Annotated in this window: 17 protein-coding genes; 9 read left to right on the top strand and 8 right to left on the bottom strand. The window is 69.1% G+C overall.

Features of this window, described 5'->3' with window-relative positions; translation table 11 throughout:
- Positions 1-32: 32 nt before the first annotated feature.
- The 5 genes from HLB44_RS35930 to HLB44_RS35910 all read right to left on the bottom strand — a co-directional run bounded on the left by HLB44_RS35930 (position 33) and on the right by HLB44_RS35910 (position 7,003).
- Positions 33-2,732, bottom strand: a complete 2,700-nt coding sequence (locus HLB44_RS35930) for a CoA-binding protein (protein WP_173135512.1) — start codon at positions 2,730-2,732, stop codon at positions 33-35.
- A gap of 10 nt (positions 2,733-2,742) precedes the next feature.
- Positions 2,743-4,035, bottom strand: a complete 1,293-nt coding sequence (locus HLB44_RS35925) for an ATP citrate lyase citrate-binding domain-containing protein (protein ID WP_173135509.1) — start codon at positions 4,033-4,035, stop codon at positions 2,743-2,745.
- Between the two features lie 105 nt (positions 4,036-4,140).
- On the bottom strand, positions 4,141-4,983 hold the full coding sequence (locus HLB44_RS35920; protein ID WP_173135506.1) for a sterol desaturase family protein: 843 nt from the start codon (positions 4,981-4,983) through the stop codon (positions 4,141-4,143).
- A 39-nt stretch (positions 4,984-5,022) separates the two neighbouring features.
- Positions 5,023-6,285 (bottom strand): iron-containing alcohol dehydrogenase, encoded by a 1,263-nt coding sequence (locus tag HLB44_RS35915; protein ID WP_173135502.1) that lies wholly within the window; start codon positions 6,283-6,285, stop codon positions 5,023-5,025.
- Complete coding sequence (locus HLB44_RS35910) at positions 6,275-7,003, bottom strand: alpha/beta fold hydrolase (protein ID WP_343051783.1); 729 nt, start codon at positions 7,001-7,003, stop codon at positions 6,275-6,277. Before HLB44_RS35910 ends, HLB44_RS35915 begins: the two co-directional genes overlap by 11 nt.
- Positions 7,004-7,046: 43 nt before the next feature.
- On the opposite strand from HLB44_RS35910, the gene HLB44_RS35905 reads away from it, so the two are divergent.
- Entirely contained in the window at positions 7,047-7,778 is a 732-nt protein-coding gene (locus HLB44_RS35905) for a GntR family transcriptional regulator (RefSeq protein WP_173135496.1), read from the top strand.
- A gap of 82 nt (positions 7,779-7,860) precedes the next feature.
- Here HLB44_RS35905 and HLB44_RS35900 read toward each other — a convergent pair whose 3' ends face one another.
- Positions 7,861-9,243: an MFS transporter gene (locus HLB44_RS35900; RefSeq protein ID WP_173135493.1), complete on the bottom strand. Its 1,383-nt coding sequence runs from the start codon at positions 9,241-9,243 to the stop codon at positions 7,861-7,863.
- Positions 9,244-9,329: 86 nt separating this feature from the next.
- Between HLB44_RS35900 and HLB44_RS35895 the strand changes: the two genes are divergently transcribed.
- Positions 9,330-9,743, top strand: coding sequence for a thioesterase family protein (locus HLB44_RS35895; protein WP_173135490.1), 414 nt, complete (start codon positions 9,330-9,332; stop codon positions 9,741-9,743).
- On the opposite strand, the gene HLB44_RS35890 is transcribed toward HLB44_RS35895, so the two are convergent.
- A complete protein-coding gene (locus HLB44_RS35890; RefSeq protein ID WP_173135487.1) occupies positions 9,740-10,645 on the bottom strand; it encodes an IclR family transcriptional regulator in 906 nt (301 codons plus the stop codon). The two genes, HLB44_RS35895 and HLB44_RS35890, sit on opposite strands and share 4 nt — an antisense overlap.
- 216 nt (positions 10,646-10,861) lie before the next feature.
- On the opposite strand from HLB44_RS35890, the gene HLB44_RS35885 reads away from it, so the two are divergent.
- The 7 genes from HLB44_RS35885 (at position 10,862) to HLB44_RS35855 (ending at position 17,845) form a co-directional block, all read left to right on the top strand.
- Entirely contained in the window at positions 10,862-11,848 is a 987-nt protein-coding gene (locus tag HLB44_RS35885; protein WP_173135484.1) for a flavin reductase, read from the top strand.
- An 11-nt stretch (positions 11,849-11,859) separates the two neighbouring features.
- Positions 11,860-13,389: a class I adenylate-forming enzyme family protein gene (locus HLB44_RS35880; protein WP_173135481.1), complete on the top strand. Its 1,530-nt coding sequence runs from the start codon at positions 11,860-11,862 to the stop codon at positions 13,387-13,389.
- Positions 13,386-14,630 (top strand): thiolase family protein, encoded by a 1,245-nt coding sequence (locus HLB44_RS35875; protein WP_173135478.1) that lies wholly within the window; start codon positions 13,386-13,388, stop codon positions 14,628-14,630. The genes HLB44_RS35880 and HLB44_RS35875 overlap by 4 nt, the downstream gene beginning before the upstream one ends.
- 84 nt (positions 14,631-14,714) lie before the next feature.
- The gene (locus HLB44_RS35870; RefSeq protein WP_173135475.1) at positions 14,715-15,710 is read left to right on the top strand and encodes a Bug family tripartite tricarboxylate transporter substrate binding protein; all 996 of its coding nucleotides are present in this window, start codon (positions 14,715-14,717) and stop codon (positions 15,708-15,710) included.
- A 60-nt stretch (positions 15,711-15,770) separates the two neighbouring features.
- A complete protein-coding gene (locus HLB44_RS35865; RefSeq protein ID WP_173135472.1) occupies positions 15,771-16,520 on the top strand; it encodes a hypothetical protein in 750 nt (249 codons plus the stop codon).
- Between the two features lie 55 nt (positions 16,521-16,575).
- A complete protein-coding gene (locus tag HLB44_RS35860; protein ID WP_246312671.1) occupies positions 16,576-16,788 on the top strand; it encodes a hypothetical protein in 213 nt (70 codons plus the stop codon).
- Positions 16,789-16,990: 202 nt separating this feature from the next.
- Positions 16,991-17,845 (top strand): ABC transporter substrate binding protein, encoded by an 855-nt coding sequence (locus HLB44_RS35855; protein ID WP_173135469.1) that lies wholly within the window; start codon positions 16,991-16,993, stop codon positions 17,843-17,845.
- Positions 17,846-17,918: 73 nt separating this feature from the next.
- On the opposite strand, the gene HLB44_RS35850 is transcribed toward HLB44_RS35855, so the two are convergent.
- A complete protein-coding gene (locus HLB44_RS35850) occupies positions 17,919-18,941 on the bottom strand; it encodes a porin (protein WP_173135465.1) in 1,023 nt (340 codons plus the stop codon).
- Positions 18,942-19,165 lie beyond the last annotated feature (224 nt).

Raw genomic sequence — 19,165 nt, 5'->3', positions numbered from 1 at the left:
CAACCTCTCGTCGCCGACACGCCGATCGGCACTCAGGCCACGAACCGGCACTGCGACGCCGGCGTGCGCGTGTCCATGTTGCGGCCGCGGTTCATGTGGTCGTCGACCTCCGCGGCGCAGCCGAGCATGCGCGGATACAGGAAGATCGTGAACGCCGCTGTCTCGAGGTCGGCGGCGGCGAAGTCACCGCGCTGCAGCGGCTGCCACAGCATCTTCAGCAGCAGCGCCGCGATCACCGCGTCGACATTGACGCAGTAGACGTTGCGCGAGACGCCGGCGTCGAACAATGCCTGCACCAGCGCGCGGTAGTACGCATGGAAGACGTTGTACTCGCCGCGGCGCTCCAGCAGCTCGGCGATGAACACCTCGCGCGGGTCGTGGTTGACCGGCTTGTCCTTGAACACCGGATGGTTCACGCCCGGCAGCTTGGCGATCTCCAGGCTGCCGGCGCTCTTGCGCTCGGACTTGTAACGTGCATAGTGCGCGGCCGTTTGCGCGGCCAGCGCATGCAGGTCGACACCGTGCGCCGGGTCCGACGGGTCGGCCAGCGCGGCATCGCGGAACTGCTCGCTGAGGAACGCGATGCCCTCATAACCGTTACCGCCGTGGGTGAAGCCGGTGTGCGTGAGAAAACCCACCAGCGCCTTGTTGAGCTGCACGCGCTCGGGCGCTTCGGGGCCGTCGGCCGAGACGGCGCCCTTCGCGCCCTGCGCCGAGATCGCGCCCGGACCGTTGGTCAGCAGCAGCCCGATGAGCGTCTGGAAGGCGAACAGGTCCGCTTCTGCCGGCGACCGGCCGAGCAGCGCCGCGAATGCGATCTCACCCAGGCTGCAGCGACCCAGCAAGGCCGCGTCGTCGAAGCCGCCGAAGCACCCGTCCTGATGACGCGCCGCATCGGCCGACGCGCCGATCAGCGTGCCGAACAGCGTCATCCACCACGGCAGGCTCTCGGCCGTCAGGCGCGAAATGCGCTTGCTGGCCAACGGACCCCAGGCGAGCGTGGTCGTCACCGCGGCGAGCACCGCATCGGCGGTCGGATGGCCGGGCAGCGTCTGCAGCCAGCGCACGAAGACCGATGTTGCGCCGCGCGCCTTCAGCCCCGCGAGCAGCGCCTGCGCGCGCTCGTCGGGCGTCGCGCGCACCAGCGACTCGCAGCCCTCGATGTCGACGCGGCCGAGGTCGAACGATTCGTCGTACGCCTGCGTGAGCCCGGCGGCAGCGAAGCGGTCGATCAGGCGCTTGGCGGCGTCGCGCGCCGCCTGCTGCCGCTTCGGCCCGACGATGCTGGCCGCAGCAGCGAGCACCGCGTTCGGCGCATTGCCGGCATCGCGCGCGGCCTGCGCCGCGGCGAGCTCCGGCGTGCCGTGCAGGTTGACGTGCGCGGCGATCGCCGCGGCGACCAGCGGCCGGTCCTGCGCCTCGCCCAGCTCGTGCAGCAGCGCCAGCTTGACCAGCGACTCCAGCGGCTGCGTCGCCGCATGCAGCATCGACACGCCGTGCAGGCTGCTGACCTGCGTCTGCGCATCCATCTGCGACGCGCCGGAGGCGTCCTTCATCGCCTGGCGGGGTGCGATGCTGCCGATCTGCCGGTTCACCGCCGTGATCTGCTCGCCGTACGGCGACAGGGCCTGCACCACGGGCAGTGCCAGCACCGGCGGCAGCGACAGGCCCGCATCGGCACCGAACCAGGGTTTGAGCGCCAGGCTGCCTTCGGGCTCGAAGTCGGGCAGCGTCGCGTTGGCGCGCATCACCGCAGCCAGCGCGACCGGGATGTGCGCGATGTTGGTCACCACGGCGCCGCGGGTCGAGAACACCGGCGCCTCGGGCGTGAAGAGCCCGTCGACGCCGAACTTCTGCATGAACCAGCGCTCCTTCGCGAGCGCATCGTCCTCGCCGCCCGCCATCGCGCCGGCATGGCCGACGGCGCGCGTGAGCTTGCTCTTCCAGCGCCCGACGACGCAGGCGACCACCGGCTTGGTGAACGTGGCGTCGTGCTCGTAGTAGCCGCCCGGCTCGCAGTACAGCACTGCGGCCTTGCTGCGCGCATCGTTGGCCAGCGCGAACGCAAACTCCGGCGCCGCGTAGTGGATGTAGACGTCCTTGCCGCTGGAGATCACGGTGGTCGTGCCCCAGCCGCTCATGCGCAGGTACTGCGCGATGGTCGTCGAGAAGCCGCCGGAGTTCGAGAAGATCGCGATCGAGCCCGGCTTCAGGCTGTCGCTGGGCGCATCGCCGCCGAGGGCGCCGCCGATGCGCACGCGGTTCCACGAGTCCGCCACGCCGAGTCCGTTGGCACCGAAGATGTCGACGCCGGCCTGCTGGCCCATCGCACGGATCTCGCGCGCGTCGTGCACCGAGATCTTCTCGGTGATGATGAAGACCTTCTTCAGCTCCGGATTGACGCGGATCAGCTCGGCCACGCCGTCTCGCGCGGCGGAAGGAGGCAGGTAGACGACGCCGCAGTTGAAGCGGTGGCCAGCCTGCAGGCCTTCGCGCACGTTGTTGTAGACGGGGATGTCGCCGGCCGGCGTCGCCAGCACCTGGCCGCCCTTGCCGGGCGCGGTGCCGAAGACGACGTTGCCGCCGGAATAGGCGTGGCTGACCGGCGTCACGTCGCTCGATTCGCCGCCCAGGATGTTGAGCACGCAGACGCGGTCTTCACGCGTCGCGATCTGCGCGAGCGAGCCGATGCCGACGTGGTACTTGAAGTCGCCGATGCCTGGCTTGACCATGATGTTTCCTTCAGGCGGCGTGCTGCGGGGTTGAAGCGATGCCCATGCGGGCGGCGAGCTGCGCGCGGCCACCGGCGCGCATCCAGGCATCGGCCTGCTTGGCGTAATCGATGACCTGGCTCATGTCGGAGTCGAAGCCGAACAGCCGGTACGGCAGCCCCAACTGGTCGCAGGTGTCGCGCAGCGCGGCCATGCCGCGCACCAGGTTCGGTCCGCCCCGGCCGAGCACGACGTACAGCGGCACCGGCCCGTAGGCGCTGACGTGCTCGCGCAGCGCATCGGCGATGGCGCGCAGCGTCTCGTGGATGTCGGTGTTGTTGCTCTTGCCGCCGATCACGAACAGCACGTTCGACTGCTTCAGCCAGTGCTTGAAGCAGATGCGCGCCACCTCCTTCATCTTGTCGTAGGGCGGATTGCCGCCGAAGTCCGACGAAATGATCGCCGCGTCGCCGAGCATCTCGGTGACCAGTGAATTGGCGCCGCCGCCGAAGGTGGGCGCGAGGATCGTGCCCTGGTCGTTGATCACGTAGACGTCGCTCTGGCCCTGGTGCGTGCGCAGCTGGTTGATCTCCTGCTCGAAGTCGGTGTGGTCCGCCGCGAACAGGTGCGCCGGCAGCCCGAGCCGGGCCCAGCGCGGATCGTCGCGGTCGAAGCCGCACTTGAAGTCGCAGGCCACCGGCGTCAGCCGGCCCTTGCGGTCCTCGTGCAGGCGGATCGGATTGAGCTCCAGCGTGGTCATGCCGAAGTCGTGGAACAGCTCCCAGAGCTTGGGCAGCTGCTGCACCAGCGGCGAGATGATCTCCTTGGGCGCGCCGATCTCACTCAGCGCATTGGCGACGACGAAGGCCTTCAGCCCGGTCAGCGGATCGAAGGGCACCTGCGCGACGTGGCGTTTGTCGACCTCCTCGATGTCCATGCCGCCGCAGTGCGTCAGCGTCATCGTCGGCGCGCGGAAGTGCGTGGAGTCGCTGATCGAGAAGTAGACCTCGTGCTTGGCCGGCACGCCGGCTTCGAAGGTGACGCCGTTGGCCTTGGCCTTGACGTGGCCGACCGCATGCTCGACGAAGTAGAGCCGCTCCTTCTCGGCCAGCGCCGTCTTCAGGTCGTTCGCGCGGCCGAGCAGGCCCGCCTTGCCCTTCTTGCCGATGCCGCCCTTGAAGACCGGCTTGATGAAGATCTGGCCGTGGCGATCGATCAGGGCCTTGATCTCTTCTTCGCTCGCGCCGGGCCCGAGAACCTCGGTAGCGGGAAAGCCGACGAACTTGAGCAGGCGTGCGCCGTGCAACATGCCGGTGATCTGCATGAGATCTGTCTCCTCGCCGCCGAAGGGAGCGGCGTGGGAGCGGATGATTTCGATCGACGCTGTCGATCGGCTGTCAGTACGGCTGGCCGAAGGGTTATTGCGCCCTCATTGCGCCCTCATTGCGCACGTTTCGTTGCGGCCGCCGCCGACCATCACGCTCTCTTCCTGGAAGGTCAGCTGCGGGCCGTCGAGCGTGACGCGGCTGTGGTCGTCGCGGAACTTCGCGATGATCGGCTTCAGCTCCTGCTTCACGTGCTTCTCGCTGTAGCCGTTGAACAGGTGGCCGAGCAGGCCGCGACGCAGGTCGGTGGTGCCCATGAACCAGTCGGCGATCGGGAACGTGAGGTTCATGTTGTACTTCATCATGATCCCCATGTTGTGGTGCGCCGTGTGGTGTCGGCGGATCGTGTTGATGAAGGGCGTGTGGCGCACGAACCAGTTGTCGTGCACGTGGCAGCAGTAGTGAAAGGTCTCGTAGACCAGGTACTGCGCGACCATCGTGACGAACACGACGTATCCGGCATTGGCATTGAAGACCTGCGCCGCCAGCCAGCCCAGCGCGAGGCCGCCGACGCCCAGCGTGATCAGCACGCGCCACGGGAAGAACACGATGCGGAACTCGCGCGTCGAGTCGATCGTCGGCTCGAGATCGGTGAAGTACTGGTGGTGCTGCCGCGTGTGGCGCTCGTAGATCGCCCGCAGCGCGAACACGTCGATGCGCCGGTGCATCACGTGGCGGTGCATGAACCATTCGACGAAGTTGCCGGCGATGAACACCGGCAGCGCGAGCAGCCATTCCCAGCCGGCGTACCGCATCTGTCCCGTGCAGTACCAGATCGCCGCCGCACCGACGCCGTAGATCACGGCGATGTGCAGCAGGCCGTTGTACAAGGGGCTGATGTCGGCCTTGTACTGCTCGCGGAACTGGCGTTGGCGTTCGGTCATCATGGTCGGCGCTCCTGGATCAACTTGCATCCTACTAATATATCAGTTGAAAGCTACCAATTCAAGGCGATCGTCGGCCGCCAGCCGGCCGTCGAACGCGTCGTGCACGATCGCGCGATAGCAGCCCGCCACGTCGACCACCGGGAACGCCTTCGCCAGGCGGGTGACGGCCAGCGCGTCGGCCACCAGCGCATCGAGTTCACTTGTTTCGATGCCGAATCCGCGCAGGTCGGTGGGAATGCCGAGCCGGCCGACCAGGCCGCGCACCGCCTGCGGCAGCGCAGCGAGCGCCGCCGCGTCGTCGCCGGGCAGGCCGAACAGGCGCGCCACCTCCAGCAGCTCGACCCGGCGCACGTCGCGCAGCGCGTCCAGCACGTAGGGCAACATCACCGCGTTGCTGCTGCCGTGGCTGCAGTGCGTGCGGCCGGCCACCGCGTAGGCGATGCCGTGCACCGCGTTCAGCCCGGCGCTGCCGTACGACAGCGCCGCGTAGACGCTGGCGTAGGCCATGCCGATGCGCGCCGTCGTGTCGCAGCCGTCGCGGTAAGCGCGCTCGAGGTACGCGATGCACAGCCGGATCGCCTCGCGCGCGAACATCATCGTCAGCGACGAGCGCCCGCTGTAGCCCGGGTCGACGTGGCCGGTGCGGTCATAGGCGGCCGAGTCGATCGTCAGCAGCGACTCGATCGCATGCGTGAAGGCATCGATGCCGGCATCGGCCGTCACGCGCGGCGGGCAGGTGAAGCTCAACTCCGGGTCGATCAAGGCCACCTGAGGCCGCAGCGCGTTGTCCATCACCGCCACCTTGGTCGCGTTGCCCGGGTCGAGCAGGATCGCGCCCGGCGTCGCCTCCGAGCCGGTGCCCGAGGTGGTCGGCAGCGCGATCAGCGACAGCGGCCGGCAGCCGCCGATGTCGCCGACGAATTCGCGCACCGGCCGGCCTTCGGTCAGCGTCAGGCACAGCGCCTTCGCCAGGTCGATGTTGCTGCCGCCGCCGAGCGCGATCACGTGGTCGGGCGCGGTGCCGGCGAGCTGCTCGCGCAAGGCCGCGGTCGCTGCGTCGCACAGCGTCGTCGTCGGGTCGGGCAGGCCGCCGTCGAACACCACGGTGCGGATGCCCAGCGCCGCGGCGGCATCGAGGTACTGCTGCACCCAGGGCGTGTGGCGCGTGAAGAAGGCGTCGGTGACGAACACGCCGCAGCGGTGGCCGAGCCGCTGCACCAGTGGCGGCAGCGTCGAGCGAGTGCCGCAGCCGATGATCAGCCGGCCGGGCGGGCAGAAGTGGATCAGGTCTTCAGGTCTCATGGGGGTCTTTCGGGGGGCGCGCATGTTGCGCGAGGAAGGATTCGATTTCCGCGGCGACGCGCTCGGTGTGCTCGGTCAGCAGCGCGTGGCCGGCACCGGCCAGCGTCACCAGCCGCGCCTGCGGAAGGCCCTCGGCGAGCCAGCGCGCATGCTCGTGCGGCGAGTCGGTGTCGGCGCTGCCGTGCAGCAGCAGCGCCGGGCCATCGATGCGTGGCAGCAGCGGGCGCTGGTCGGTGAGGCATATCGCGCGCCAGGTGAAGGCGACGGCGTCGTGGTCGGCAGCCTGCAGCAGGCCGAGCCGATGCTCGCGCGCGGCGACCGCGGCCAGCAGCGCGGCGCCCTCGCCGTCGAACCAGCGCGCCTGCGCCAGACAGGGCGTGCCCGACAGCAGGATCAGCCCGGCCGGCCGCAGCTCGGGCCGGCGGTCCAGCAGTGCGAGTGCCACCGACACGCCCATGCTCCAGCCGGCCAGGAAGTACGGCGCGCCGGCGGCATGGCGCTCGATCGCCGCCGCGGCATCGCCGGCGTAGGCGTCCAGCGTGTAGTCGCCGGGGCCCCTGCCGCGCGGCGCACGGCCGCGCCCGCGCAGGTTCGGCAGCACGAAGCGGGCGTGCGCCGCAAGCCGCCGCGCCACCGGCAGCCAGGCGGCACGCGTGCCCTGGATGCCGTGCAGCGCCAGCACCCGCGGGCCGCGGCCGAGGCACTCGATGTCGAGCACGTCGTCAGTTAGTATGTCAGTTGAATTCACGGAGTTCCTCCTGATGGCCACCCGCAAGCGCAGCACGGCACCGATCCGCCCCCCGGCGCCGCGCGCCGCCGCGCCGGCAGACGACGCGCCGCTGCTCGAACCGAAAGCCAAGCTGACCGACATGGCGTACGAGATGCTCGAGGAGGCGATCGTCACGCTGCGCCTGCCGCCGGGTGCCGTCGTCTCCGAGCAGCAGCTGGCCGAGATGACCGGCATCGGCCGCACGCCGATCCGCGAGGCGATCCAGCGCCTGGCGCGCGAGCACCTGATCGTCGTGCTGCCGCAGCGGGGGCTGCTGGTGGCAGCGGTCGACCTGAACAAGCAGCTGAAGCTGCTGGAGACCCGGCGCGAGATCGAGCGCCTGGTCTGCCGCAGCGCCGCACGCCGCGCCAGCGACACCGAACGCCAGCGCTTCGCGCGGCTGGCCCGGGACTTCGTCGGCGCCGCGGCGAAGAACGACGACGTCGCCTTCATCCGCGCCGACCGCGAGTTCAACGAACTGTGCCTGGCCGCCGCGCGCAACGAGTTCGCCGAAGGCGCCATGCGGCTGCTGCACGGCCTGTCGCGGCGCTTCTGGTACATGCACTACAAGCAGTCGCCCGACATGCCGGAGATGGCCAAGCTGCATGCCGCAGTGGCCACCGCGGTCGCCAAGGCCGACGCGGACGCTGCGGGCCACGCGCTCGACAAGCTGATCGACAACATCGAGCACTACACGCGCGCCACGGTTCTCGGCGATCGCTGACATGTCAGCCCCCAGCTCACTTCGTTCGCGGCCCCCGAGGGGCATTCAGTCGGCTTGGGAACGGCCCGGCGCCGCCTGAGCTTCAACCCGACAGCTGCTCGAGCGACTGGCCCTTGGTCTCCGCGCCGAGCAGCAGCACCACCAGCGCTGCGACGACGAACGAGGCGGCACCGAGCGTGAAGATGCCGGCCTGGCCGGTGATCGGCAGCAGCACGCCGACGATGTACGGCCCGGCCAGCGAGCCGATGCGGCCGATCGACGACGCGAAGCCGGCGCCGGTGGCGCGCGAGCGGGTCGGGTACAGCTCCGGCGTGTAGGCGTACAGCACCGACCACATGCCGAACAGGAAGAACTGCATCGCCAGGCCCGCCATGATCAGCTGCGATACCGGCGCCTGCGTGGCGGCGGCCTGGCCGTAGAGGTACGCAGCCGCCGCGCTGCCCACCAGCATCAGCACGCAGGTCGGCTTGCGGCCCCAGGCTTCGAGCAGCCAGGCCGAGAAGATGAAGCCCGGGATGCCGGCCAGCGAGATCAACACCGTGTACAGCACCGACTTCGTCACCGCGTAGCCGGCCTGCTGCAGCAGTGCACCGAGCCAGGTGGTCAACCCGTAGTAGCCGAGCAGCGCGAACAGCCACAGCGCCCACAGCATCAGCGTGCGCCTGGCATACACACCCTTGAACAGCTCGGCGAACAGCGTGCCGCGCGAGGCCCTGGGCTGCGGCGCGGCCGCGCTGAACGCCACCGGCGGCAGCGCCTGCCGGCCCGAGGCGGCGAGCACGCGCTGCTCGAAACGGCTGGTCACGGCGTCGGCCTCCAGCGTGCGGCCCGCGTCCTCCAGCCAGCGCGGAGACTCCGGCACCCAGCGCCGCACGACGAACACGAACACCGCCGGCAGCGACAGCGCGATGAAGAGGCCGCGCCAGCCGATCAGCGGCAGGCACAGGTAGGCGGTGATGCCGGCAGCAATGAAGCCAAGCGGCCAGAAACCTTCGAGGATCGCGACGTAGCGCCCGCGGCTCACGGCCGGCACGATCTCGGACACCATCGCCAGGCCGATCGGGAACTCCATGCCCATGCCGAAGCCGAGCACGATGCGCCAGGCCATCAGCTGGTCGACGTTCTGCGCCAGGCCGCACATCAGGCTGCCGACGCCCCAGAAGATCATGCTGAGCTGGAACACCGGCTTGCGCCCGAACTTGTCGGCCAGCATGCCGGCCGTCGCGGCGCCGAGGAACATGCCGGCAAAGCTGGAGCTCGCCAGCAGCCCGGTCTGCACCGCGCTCAGCCCGAACTCGGCCTTGATCGAGCCGAGCACGAAAGTCATGAGCCCCAGGTCCATCGAATCGAAGAACCAGGCCGTCGCGATGATCGCGAACAGCATGCGCTGGTAGCGGGTCATCGGCAGGCGTTCGAGACGCGCTGCCACCGATGGACGGTGGAGGCCACCGACTGTCGTGTTCATCGAGATTGCTCCTTACGTGCGATTCAACTGCTGCACTACTAATATACTAGTAGCATCCTTGATGCACATCATAAGGGTTGACCCGCATGAAGCCTTCCCTGTCTGCCGCTCCGACCTTCACGAAGCACGTCACGGTCGATGAGCACCGCTGCATCACGTTCATGGGGCCGGCCGCCAGGGTGTACGCGACGCCCAGCGTGGTGCACGACATGGAGTACGCATGCCACGAGGCGCTGCTGCCGCACCTCGACCCGGGCGAGAACTCGGTCGGCACGCAGGTGCTGATCGACCATGTCGGCGCCACGCCGCTCGGTGCGCGCGTGCGCATCGACGTCCGCATCGATGGCGTGCAAGGCCGGCGCGTGAGCTTCGCGTTCACGGTCCGCGACGCGGTGGAAGAGATCGCTCGTGGCCGGCACACGCGCTTCGTCGTCGACAGCGCCCGGACCATCGATCGGCTCGCGGCCAAGCGCGAGGCGCTGCGCCAGGCCGGCGCCTAGATCGAGCTTGCCAGCCCCTTGCGCCAGGTGATGGGGCGCGAGAAGCCGCCCAGCTCGCACCAGTTCGTCGTGATGGCGCGCGATTCGGCCCACAGCAGGTTCACGAGCTCCTTCTCGCGCTCGGCGGAGAGCCTTTCCAGCGTGGTCGTGATGCACAAGGAGGCGATCGGGCGCCACAGCGGATCGAACACCGGCACGGCAACGGCCGCCATGCCCAGGTTGCCCAGGTTGCGGCTCGCCGCATGGCCGCATGCGCGGGTGCTGTCGACCTGCTGCCGGATGTAGCTCGGCGTGATGTCCCGCTGCGCGCCCAGGTAGCGCGCGTTGTGCTCGATGATCGCGTCCACCTCCTCGTCGGGCAGGAAGGCGATCAGGGCGATGCTGAAGGCGCCGATGCCCAGCGGCCAGCATTCGTTCGGCCGCAGGCGCAGCACGGGAACCTTGTGTTCACCCTCGCGCAGGTCGAGGCACAGCCCGTCGAAGTGGGTTCGAACGCCCAGGTAGATCGCGTCCCCGGTCGCTTCGGCCAGGCGGTCCAGCACCTGCTGGCCGACGATGCGCAGGTCGAACTGCTGCCCCATCAGCGCATTGAGCACCGAGATGCGTGCGCCGAGGCGGTAGTTCCTGGATGACGGGTCCTGCTCCACCAGGCCTTCGCCGAGCAGTGCGCCGAGGATGCGGTGCGCGGTGGCCTTGTGCAGCTGGCTGAGCTGCGAGATCTTGGCCACCGAGGCGCCGGTGCGACCGAAGCTGCCCAACACGTTGAGCACGGTCACCGCCCGGCGCACGCTTTGCACGCCCTCGGCGGCGGCCTTGCCGGCCTTGGGCGCGGCGTCAGCGCCGGCGAGCGCCGGCTTCTCGCCGTAGCTCCAGTGCGCAGGCGGGGTCTTCGTCGCATCCATCGAGGCACGATGCCAGTTCGCCGCGCCGAAGGCAATCGAAAACCGCCCTGCCCGCTGCCGACATCGATCGACGCCGATCTTCGCGGCGTCTCGGATCGTGGAACCCTTTCGAGCGACCCGGGGCACCCGTTCTGAATGGCGCGTGCTATCTTCAATTCCAATGAATCGCGCAATCCGGCCTATTGAATCCATTGTCCATTGACGCGAATACAGGAGATGAAAATGGCCCCCGGCGGCACCACAGCAATTCCCGTGGAATCGGGCGATCCTGCACTCGACATGCGCTCCTTCCGGCGCTGTCTCTCGCAATTCGGCACCGGCGTGACCGTCATCACCGCACAGCTCGAAGGCGAGCGTGTCGGCGTGACCGCCAATTCGTTCAGCTCGCTTTCTCTCGACCCGCCGCTGATCGTTTGGGCCCTCAATCGCCGGGCGACGAGCCTTGCGCTATTCGAATCGGCAAGCCATTTCGCGGTGAATATCCTGGCCGCCGACCAGATCGATGTCTCGCGCTGCTTCTCGACACCCGGCATCGACCGCTTCGGCCAGGTGCCCTGGTGCCGCGGCGAGACGGGCGCGCCGATCCTGGCCGACGTGCTGGCCGTTCTCGAGTGCGAGCGCGAGGCGATGCACGACGGCGGCGACCACGTGCTGATGGTCGGCCGAGTGCGCAAGTTCACCCGCTTCGAGAAGGAGCCCTTGCTGTTCGTGCAGGGCCGCTACGGCGTGGCCGTCGATCACCCCGGATTGAAGGCGCCGCCCACCGCGGCGACGCAGGCCCCCGTGGCAGAGACTTCCCTCCTGGTGATGCTGCTGTTCGCCTACCAGGCGCTGTCCGAGAAGTTCGACGCGCATCGCCAGGCCGAGGGCCTGACGCTTGCCCAGAGCCGCGTGCTGGCGGTGCTGCATCGCAATCCCGACGGACTGACGCTCGCCAGCCTGGTGCGCCAGGCCTACCTCGGCATGCGCGACGCCGAGGATGCCGTGGCCGAGCTCGCCGAACGCTCGCTGGTTCAGCGCTGCGGCGGCGAGCTGCTGCGCCTGACCGACCAGGGGCGGGAGCGCCGGGAAGCCCTGCTGCGGCGCCTGCACGAATTCGACGCGCAGCAATTGGCCGGGCTGCCCGACACGGACATCGAATCGATCCGCGGCCTCCTGACCCACGTCATCGAAGGCCCTGCGGCCCCGCGCCAATCCGCTTGACGAGAACCGACATGCTTCCCATCGACCATCTGTACCGCACCGCCCGATTGCTGCCCGATTCGGTGGCCGTCGAATCCGACTCCACCGCACTGTCCTACCGGGAACTGGCCCTTCGGGTCGATGCGCTCGCGGCGCACGTTCAATCGATCGTGCCCGGGTGCCGCAACCGGATCGCCATCTGCGGCCACAACTCGCTCGCGCACTACCTCGCGATCCTCGCCACCTACGCCTGCGGCAATACCTGGGTCGCGCTCAATCCGCAGAATTCGAAGCGTGATCTCGACCGGATCGTCGAGGTGACCCGGCCGGCGCTCTTCATCGTCGACGACGACTGCCTCGACAAGTTCACGCCGAATGGGGCGCCCGTGCTGATCGCCACCGACGTGTCGGGCGGCACCGGGTTCGAATCGATCATCCGGCGCCACGGCGGTGACCGGCCGAATCGTGACGGCGTGACGCTCGACGACCTGCAGGCCATCAAGTTCACCGGCGGCTCGAGCGGCGTGCCCAAGGCCGTGCAGCAGCCCTATCGCGTCGGCAGCACGGTGCACCTGCACATGCGGCTGATGTACGGCTACCACGGCGGCGACACCGGCCTGGCGGTCTCGCCGCTGACCCACGCCGGCGGCACCTACATCCTTCCGCTGCTGGCAGTGGGCGGGCGCACCATCCTGCTGCGCAAGCCGGCCGCGCCGGCGATCCTCGATGCCATCGAACAACGCGGTGTGACGCGGATGTTCCTCGCGCCCACGCTGCTCTATGCCCTGATGGCGGAGCAGCAGCGCCAGCCGCGGGACACCCGCGCACTGCACAGCATCACCTATGGCGCCGCGCCGATGCCGGTCGAGAAGATCCGGCAGGCGCAAGCGATCTTCGGCGCCAAGATCGACGTGACCTACGGCCAGACCGAAGCTTCCCAGTGCCTGACCGGTGCCACGCGCGAGCAGCTCGCCGACGAACGCCACGCCGGCACGGTCGGACGGCCGGGACCGCTGGTGCAGGTCGAGGTGATGGATGCACAGGGCCGCATCCTGCCCCCCGGCGAATCCGGCGAGGTGGTGGCGCGCGGCGACCTGCTGATGAAGGGCTATCTCGACAACCCCGAGCTGACCGCCGCGACCATCGTCGACGGCTGGCTGCACACCGGGGACCTCGGCGCCTTCGACGAGCAGGGCTTCCTGACGATCCGGGGCCGGCTGAAGGAAATGATCATCTCGGGCGGATTCAACGTCTACCCCACCGATGTCGAAGCGGCACTGTCCAAGCACCCCGGCGTGCACGAGAGCATCGTGTTCGGCCTGTCGGACGAGAAGTGGGGCGAGCGGGTCGAGGCGGCGGTCCGGCTGCGCGATGGCGCGAGCGTCGATGCCGCCGAGCTGATCCGCTTCGTCAAGGCCGAGATCGGCTCGGTACAGGCGCCGAAGGCGATCCACATCGTCGCCGACCTGCCGCGCAACGAGGTCGGCAAGGTGGTGCGCCGCGAGGTCCGGCAACGCTTCGAGCAGGACGAGCCCGGCGCAGCGTCAAAGGTGCAGCCATGAACGATGAAGTGTTCATCGTCGGCGTCGGCATGACGCCGCTCGGCAAGTTCCCGCAGCTCTCGGTCAAGGAGCTGACGCGTATGGCCGTCGCCACCGCACTGCGCGACGCCGGCCTGTCGCTGGCGCAGATCGATGCGGCCTGGTTCTCGAACTCGCGCCAGGGCCAGATGGAAGGCCAGAACTCGATCCGCGGGCAATGCGCGCTGCGTTCGATGGGATTCGAATCGATCCCGATCGTCAACGTGGAGAACGCCTGCTGCAGTTCGTCGACCGGCCTGAACCAGGCCTGCGCCAGCATCCGCGCCGGGATCGCCGACTTCGCGCTGGTGGTCGGCGCCGAGAAGATGTTCTACCCGCAGCAGAAGGAACAGATGCTGCAGGCCTTCCGCGGCGGCTGGGACGTGCACACCGAAGCCGAGACCACGCAGCGGTTGCTGTCGCTGGGCGTTGGCGTCGAGATCCCGCCGGCGGCGGACGGCGACACCGGCGCCCGCAGCGTGTTCATGGACATCTACGCCGCGGTGGCCCGCCAGCACATGGGGCTGTACGGCACCACGCAGCGCCAGATCGCCAGCGTGGCGGCCAAGAACCACCACCACTCGACATTGAATCCGCTGGCGCAGTACCAGCAGGACATGTCGATCGACGAGGTCCTGGCGGATCGTCTCGTCTCGTGGCCGCTCACGCGTTCGATGTGCGCCCCCTTGAGCGACGGCGCGGCGGCCATCGTGCTGTGCAGCGGCCGGCGGCTCGGCCAACTGGACAAGGGCCGCGCGGTGCGCATCCTCGCCAGCGCGCTGGCCAGCGGATCGAATCGCGACCCGCACGACCTGTCACGGCACATCGGTCGCGTCGCGGCCGACAAGGCCTACGCCCAGGCCGGCATCGGCCCGCAGGACATCGACGTCGCCGAGGTGCACGACGCGACCAGCTTCGCCGAGATCCTGCACGTGGAGAACCTGCGTTTCTGCGCGCCCGGCGAAGGCGGCGCGATGGCCGAACGCGGCGACACGCGGCTCGGCGGGCGGCTGCCGGTGAATCCCTCCGGCGGCCTGGTGTCCAAGGGCCATCCGATCGGCGCGACGGGGGCGATCCAGATCCACGAGCTGGTCACGCAACTGCGCGGCGAGGCCGGCCGGCGCCAGGTGCCCGGGGCGCGCTTCGCCGCCGCTGAGAACGGCGGCGGCTTCTACGGCACCGAAGAGGCCGCCACCGTCGTCACGCTGCTGGCGCGGCCCTGATCGACGCCGACCGAAGCACCTTGCCGAACGCAACCGGACCCCGCTCGCGGACCGACCCATTACCCTGCCACCCGGAGCATTCCAATGAAAACGATCCTCAGGAGACAACTTGCATTGCACGCGCTGGCCGCGGCCATCGGCGCGGCATGGGCCTGCGCGCCGTCGGCGGCCAACGCGCAGCCGTCGTCGCCGGCCATCGACTACCCGAACAAACCCGTGCGCCTGATCGTCGGCGGCGGCTCGGAACTGCCGGCGCGCGTGGTCGCCGCCTACCTCTCGACGACCTGGAAACAGCAGGTCAACGTCGAGCCGCTGCCATCGGCCGGCGGCGTGGTGGCCGCCAGGACCGTCAAGGACGCCCCTGCGGACGGCTACACGCTGCTGAACACCACGGGCGCGTACCTGCTGAACCAGGCCGCGCGCACGCCTCCGCCCTTCGTCATGAGCCGCGACTTCGTGCCGGTGGCCCTGCTCGGCACGGCGCCGCAGATCGTCGTGGTGCCGTCGTCGCTGCCGGTGAAGAACATCGCCGAGCTGGTGGCCTACTCCAAGGCGCACCCGAACACCGTCAACTGCGCTTCGGCCGGGGTCGGCGGCAGCTCGCACCTGGCCTGCGAAATGCTGCGGCACTACACCAAGGCCGACGTCCAGCACCTGCCGTTCCGCGGCGTCGGCCCGGCGCTGGTCGATGTCAGCGCCGGCCGCGCGCACGTGACCTACACCGCCGTCGCGGCACTCGGCGCGATCAAGGAGGGCCGGCTGCGCGCGATCGCGGTGACGGGGGCGAAGCGGCTCGGTGCCCTGCCCGACGTACCCACCGTCACGGAGCAGGGCTTTCCGCAACTGACCCTGATCACCTGGTATGGCATTCATGCGCCCGCTCGCACGCCCGCGGCCGTGGTCGACCTGCTCAACCGGGCGATCGACAAGGCCGTCAAGGATCCTGCAGTGATGCAAGGGCTCGTCAACGCGGGCCTCGAGCCGGAGACGATGCCGGTCGCCGCATTCAGCAGCTTCATGGCGGCGCAGGAAGAAAGCGTCACGCGGCTGTGGCGCGAATCCGGCGCCAAGATCGACTGACACCGACCGAATACCCCGAATCACCCCGAATCACCATCCGCACGAAACGGCTTGAATCACATGGACAAGGCAATCTGGGCCCTCTGGTACGACCTTCCCGATGACCGGACCGAGCACTACCTCGCCTGGCTTCACGGGGACTACCTGCCCCGTCTGAAGCAGCGCCCGGGCATCACCTGGGTCGCCCACTACAAGAACGCGACCAGCCCGGCGATGCTCGGTTCGGTGCATCGGCGCTTCAGCCGGCCGCCCGCCGCCGAGACCGGCTCCGGCACGCAATACGTGCTGCTCACCGGCGCGGTCGATCCGCTGCTGTTCTTCGCACCGAGCGTGCTCGACGAGGAGGCGGCGCGCACCGGACTCGACCGCGAGATGCTGGACCTGCGGATCGGCCCGCAGAGCTACCTGTTCAACGAAACCTATCGCGTGAACGGACCGGAGCTGCGCCTGCGCGTGCCAGGCACCACGCCGGGACCGGCGATCCAGATGGGCATGCTGCGCATGAAGAGCGTGGAGGCCCAGCACGCGGTCGGCAAGTGGTACGCCAACAGCCGCCTGCCGCTGATCGCCGGCATGCCGGGGGCGATCTGCGCCCGCGTGTATTCCTGCCTGTGCGGATGGCCCGAGATCGCGGTGCTCTACGAATTCGAATCGATCGAGGCGCGGGCGCGCGAGTTCGAACCGCAGGAAACCGCACTCGCCAAGGGCCCACCGGCGGGCGAGCTGCACCAGTTGCCGATGGATGCGCTGGTGCATGCCCCCGGCTCGCCGATGCCCGCCATCCGCATCTGGCCACCCGTGGAACATTGAGAAACCGGCACGCGCCGCAGCGGCGATGCGTGCCGGGAAAAGCTGGAGCAACGTCATGAAGTTGATGACACCGGCGCGTGAAGACCGCAGCGGCCACCGGCTGCGGTTCAGGTCCCTGTTCAGGGATCGGCACGACCTGACCTTCCCGTGCGACCCCGCAGGCCGGGTCGACATCGGCCTGCTGGGCCGGCGGGCGCTCAACCAATACCTCTTCGCACGCGCGGTCGTCGGTCGCCTGCTGCTCGCTCCGGTGGTCGAGCAGGGGTGAAGCCGCCCGGCGGCCCCGCACCCGCTTTGCGGTGAGGGCGGTTCGGAGGTAGTCTCGGCGCATGAATCCGCGTCCGGCCGGCGTTGCACGCCGGCTCATCGTCTTCGGTGCGGCGGCCGGCGTCGCGCGTGGCGTCTGGCCAGCCGACCGCCCGCGGCGCATCGGCTACATCTCGTTTTTTCCGCGGCCCAGCTCCGGCGCCGTGCCGGTCTTCGATGCCTTTTTCGCCGGCATGCGCGAGCAGGGCTACGAGGAGGGCCGCGACTATGTGATGGACTGGCGGCACACCGGGGGCAAGACGGAGGGTTTCGACGCGCACGCCGCCGCACTGGTGGCGGACGGCGTCGACCTCTTCTTCTGTCTTACCACCGGTGCGGCGATGGCCGCGAAGCGTGCGACGAGCACGATCCCGATCGTGTTCTCGGGGGTGAGCGATCCGGTCACGAGCGGCTTGGTCCCGTCGTTGGCGCGCCCCGGGGGCAACCTCACCGGCCTGTCGGCCGTCGACGACGAGCTGCACGGCAAGCGGTTCGAGTTGCTGCGCGAGTTGCTGCCGCAGGCCCGCGAGGTCGCGGTGCTGTGGATGCCCGACTGGGTGGTCAACCGCAACGAGCTGACGCAGATCGAGGCGCTGGCGCCTCGCCTCGGCATCCGCATCCGGCGGGTCGAGCTGAACCGTGTCGAGGACATCGCGGCTGTCATCCCGCCACTCGGGCGCACGCGCACCGACGCGTTGTTCATCCTCCCAGCGCCCTGGCATGTCTACTCGAGCGCCGAGCTGGTGAGCGCAGCGACGCAGGCACGCCTGCCGACCATCGGCGTGGAGCGCTACCACCATGCCGGTGGCGCCTTGCTGACGTACGGGGCGGACATCGTCGCGCTGGCGCGCCGCGCCGCCGGCTACGTCGACCGGATCTTCAAGGGCGCCAAGCCCGCCGACCTCCCAGTCCAGCAGCCGCAAAAGTTCGAACTGCTGATCAACCTGAAGACCGCCCTTGCGCTCGGGGTCGCGGTGCCCGGTCGCCTCTTGTCGCGCGCCGACGAGGTCGTACGTTGAGAGGCTGGGGGCGCTTTGATCGCCGGCCTCGTCGCCTGCAGTCGATGGCCGCTTCGAGTCCGCCACGCCAGGGCTAGAAGAGGTGCCGGATACCCAGGTCGAAGCCGGTCTGCTGCAGGCGACCGGCTCCCTTGGCGTTGCCGATGCCGTCACGCTGCTGCCGCACGATGTCGGTGTACAGCGCGGTGCGCTTGGACAGCAGGACCTGGTAGCCGATGCCGACCTGCTTGTCGGTCGTCAGGTGGCGCGTGGTGTTCTGCAGCCGGCCGAGACTGGCGCGCAGCGCGCCACTGCCGATGGGCGCGGTGAGCGACAGCAGCGTGCCTCGCATGCCCTCGGCCAACACGTTCTTGCCGCTGCCGACGAAGGCCCCGAGCTTGACGCTGCCGAAGTCGTAGCTGCCTGCGATCGCCGCCCAGTGGTCGTCCTTGTCGGTCGGGTTCTCGTAGCCGGCGGCCAGCCACACGGGGCCCGCCGCATACGACGCCGCCACGCTGTACGGCCGCTTGTCGGTGATGCCGGCGCTGGTCTTGAAGCGCCCGGCCGCATCGACGCCGATGATCGCCGCCGTCGAGGGGTTCTCCTCCGCCTCGGCGATCTGCGCCCGCAGCGTCACGGACCCGAAGGTCCCGCGGTAGTTGATCGACGAGCTGTTGCGGTTGGTGCCGACGCGGCCGCGAATGATCTGCGTCGCATGGGCCACCGTCTCCGTCAGGAACGGATCGGCAGGCACTTCGACCAGGCCGTAGGTCGCGGCGTCGGTGCGGCCGAGGTAGATGCTGCCCCAGCGCTTGTCGCCCACGCCGACAATCGACTGGCCTTCCCAGTAGCGCGGCGCCGCCACGCCGGTGTCGCCGTCGAAGCGGTGCTGGAGGTCGAAGAACGCGCTGAGTCCACCGCCCAGGTCCTCCACGCCGCGAAAGCCCAGGCGGCTTCCGGAGCCTTGCCGGAGCTCTCGCACCTTCAGCGATCCGGCGGCTTCCGCATACTGCGCCACGCCGAGGTCGACGCGGCCGTAGATCGTCACCTCCGATTGCGCGAGCGGGGTCCCTGCGAGTGTCGCCAGCACTGCGGCAACGATGACGTGCTTCTTCATGTCGATGTCTCCTGCGGAAAGTTCAGGCAAAGCAATGCCCCGGCGGCACAGAGGCCGCCAAAAGGGTGCGGGGAATCAGGCGAGCGCGGGCGGCGGCAGCACTAGCCCGCATGTTTCACGGTAGGTGAGCTGTACGGCCGATTTGGTTGGAGGCAGCCGATTTGGCCGAGATTTGGATCTCGAATTGGGACATTGCGACCCCTGTCGTCCGCAATGGGGCCGCT

It is taken from the genome of Pseudaquabacterium terrae, assembly GCF_013266755.1.
GTDB lineage: Bacteria > Pseudomonadota > Gammaproteobacteria > Burkholderiales > Burkholderiaceae_C > Pseudaquabacterium > Pseudaquabacterium terrae.
The sequence above is the reverse complement of the archived record's forward strand: the minus strand, read 5'-3'. Positions and strand labels throughout refer to the sequence as shown.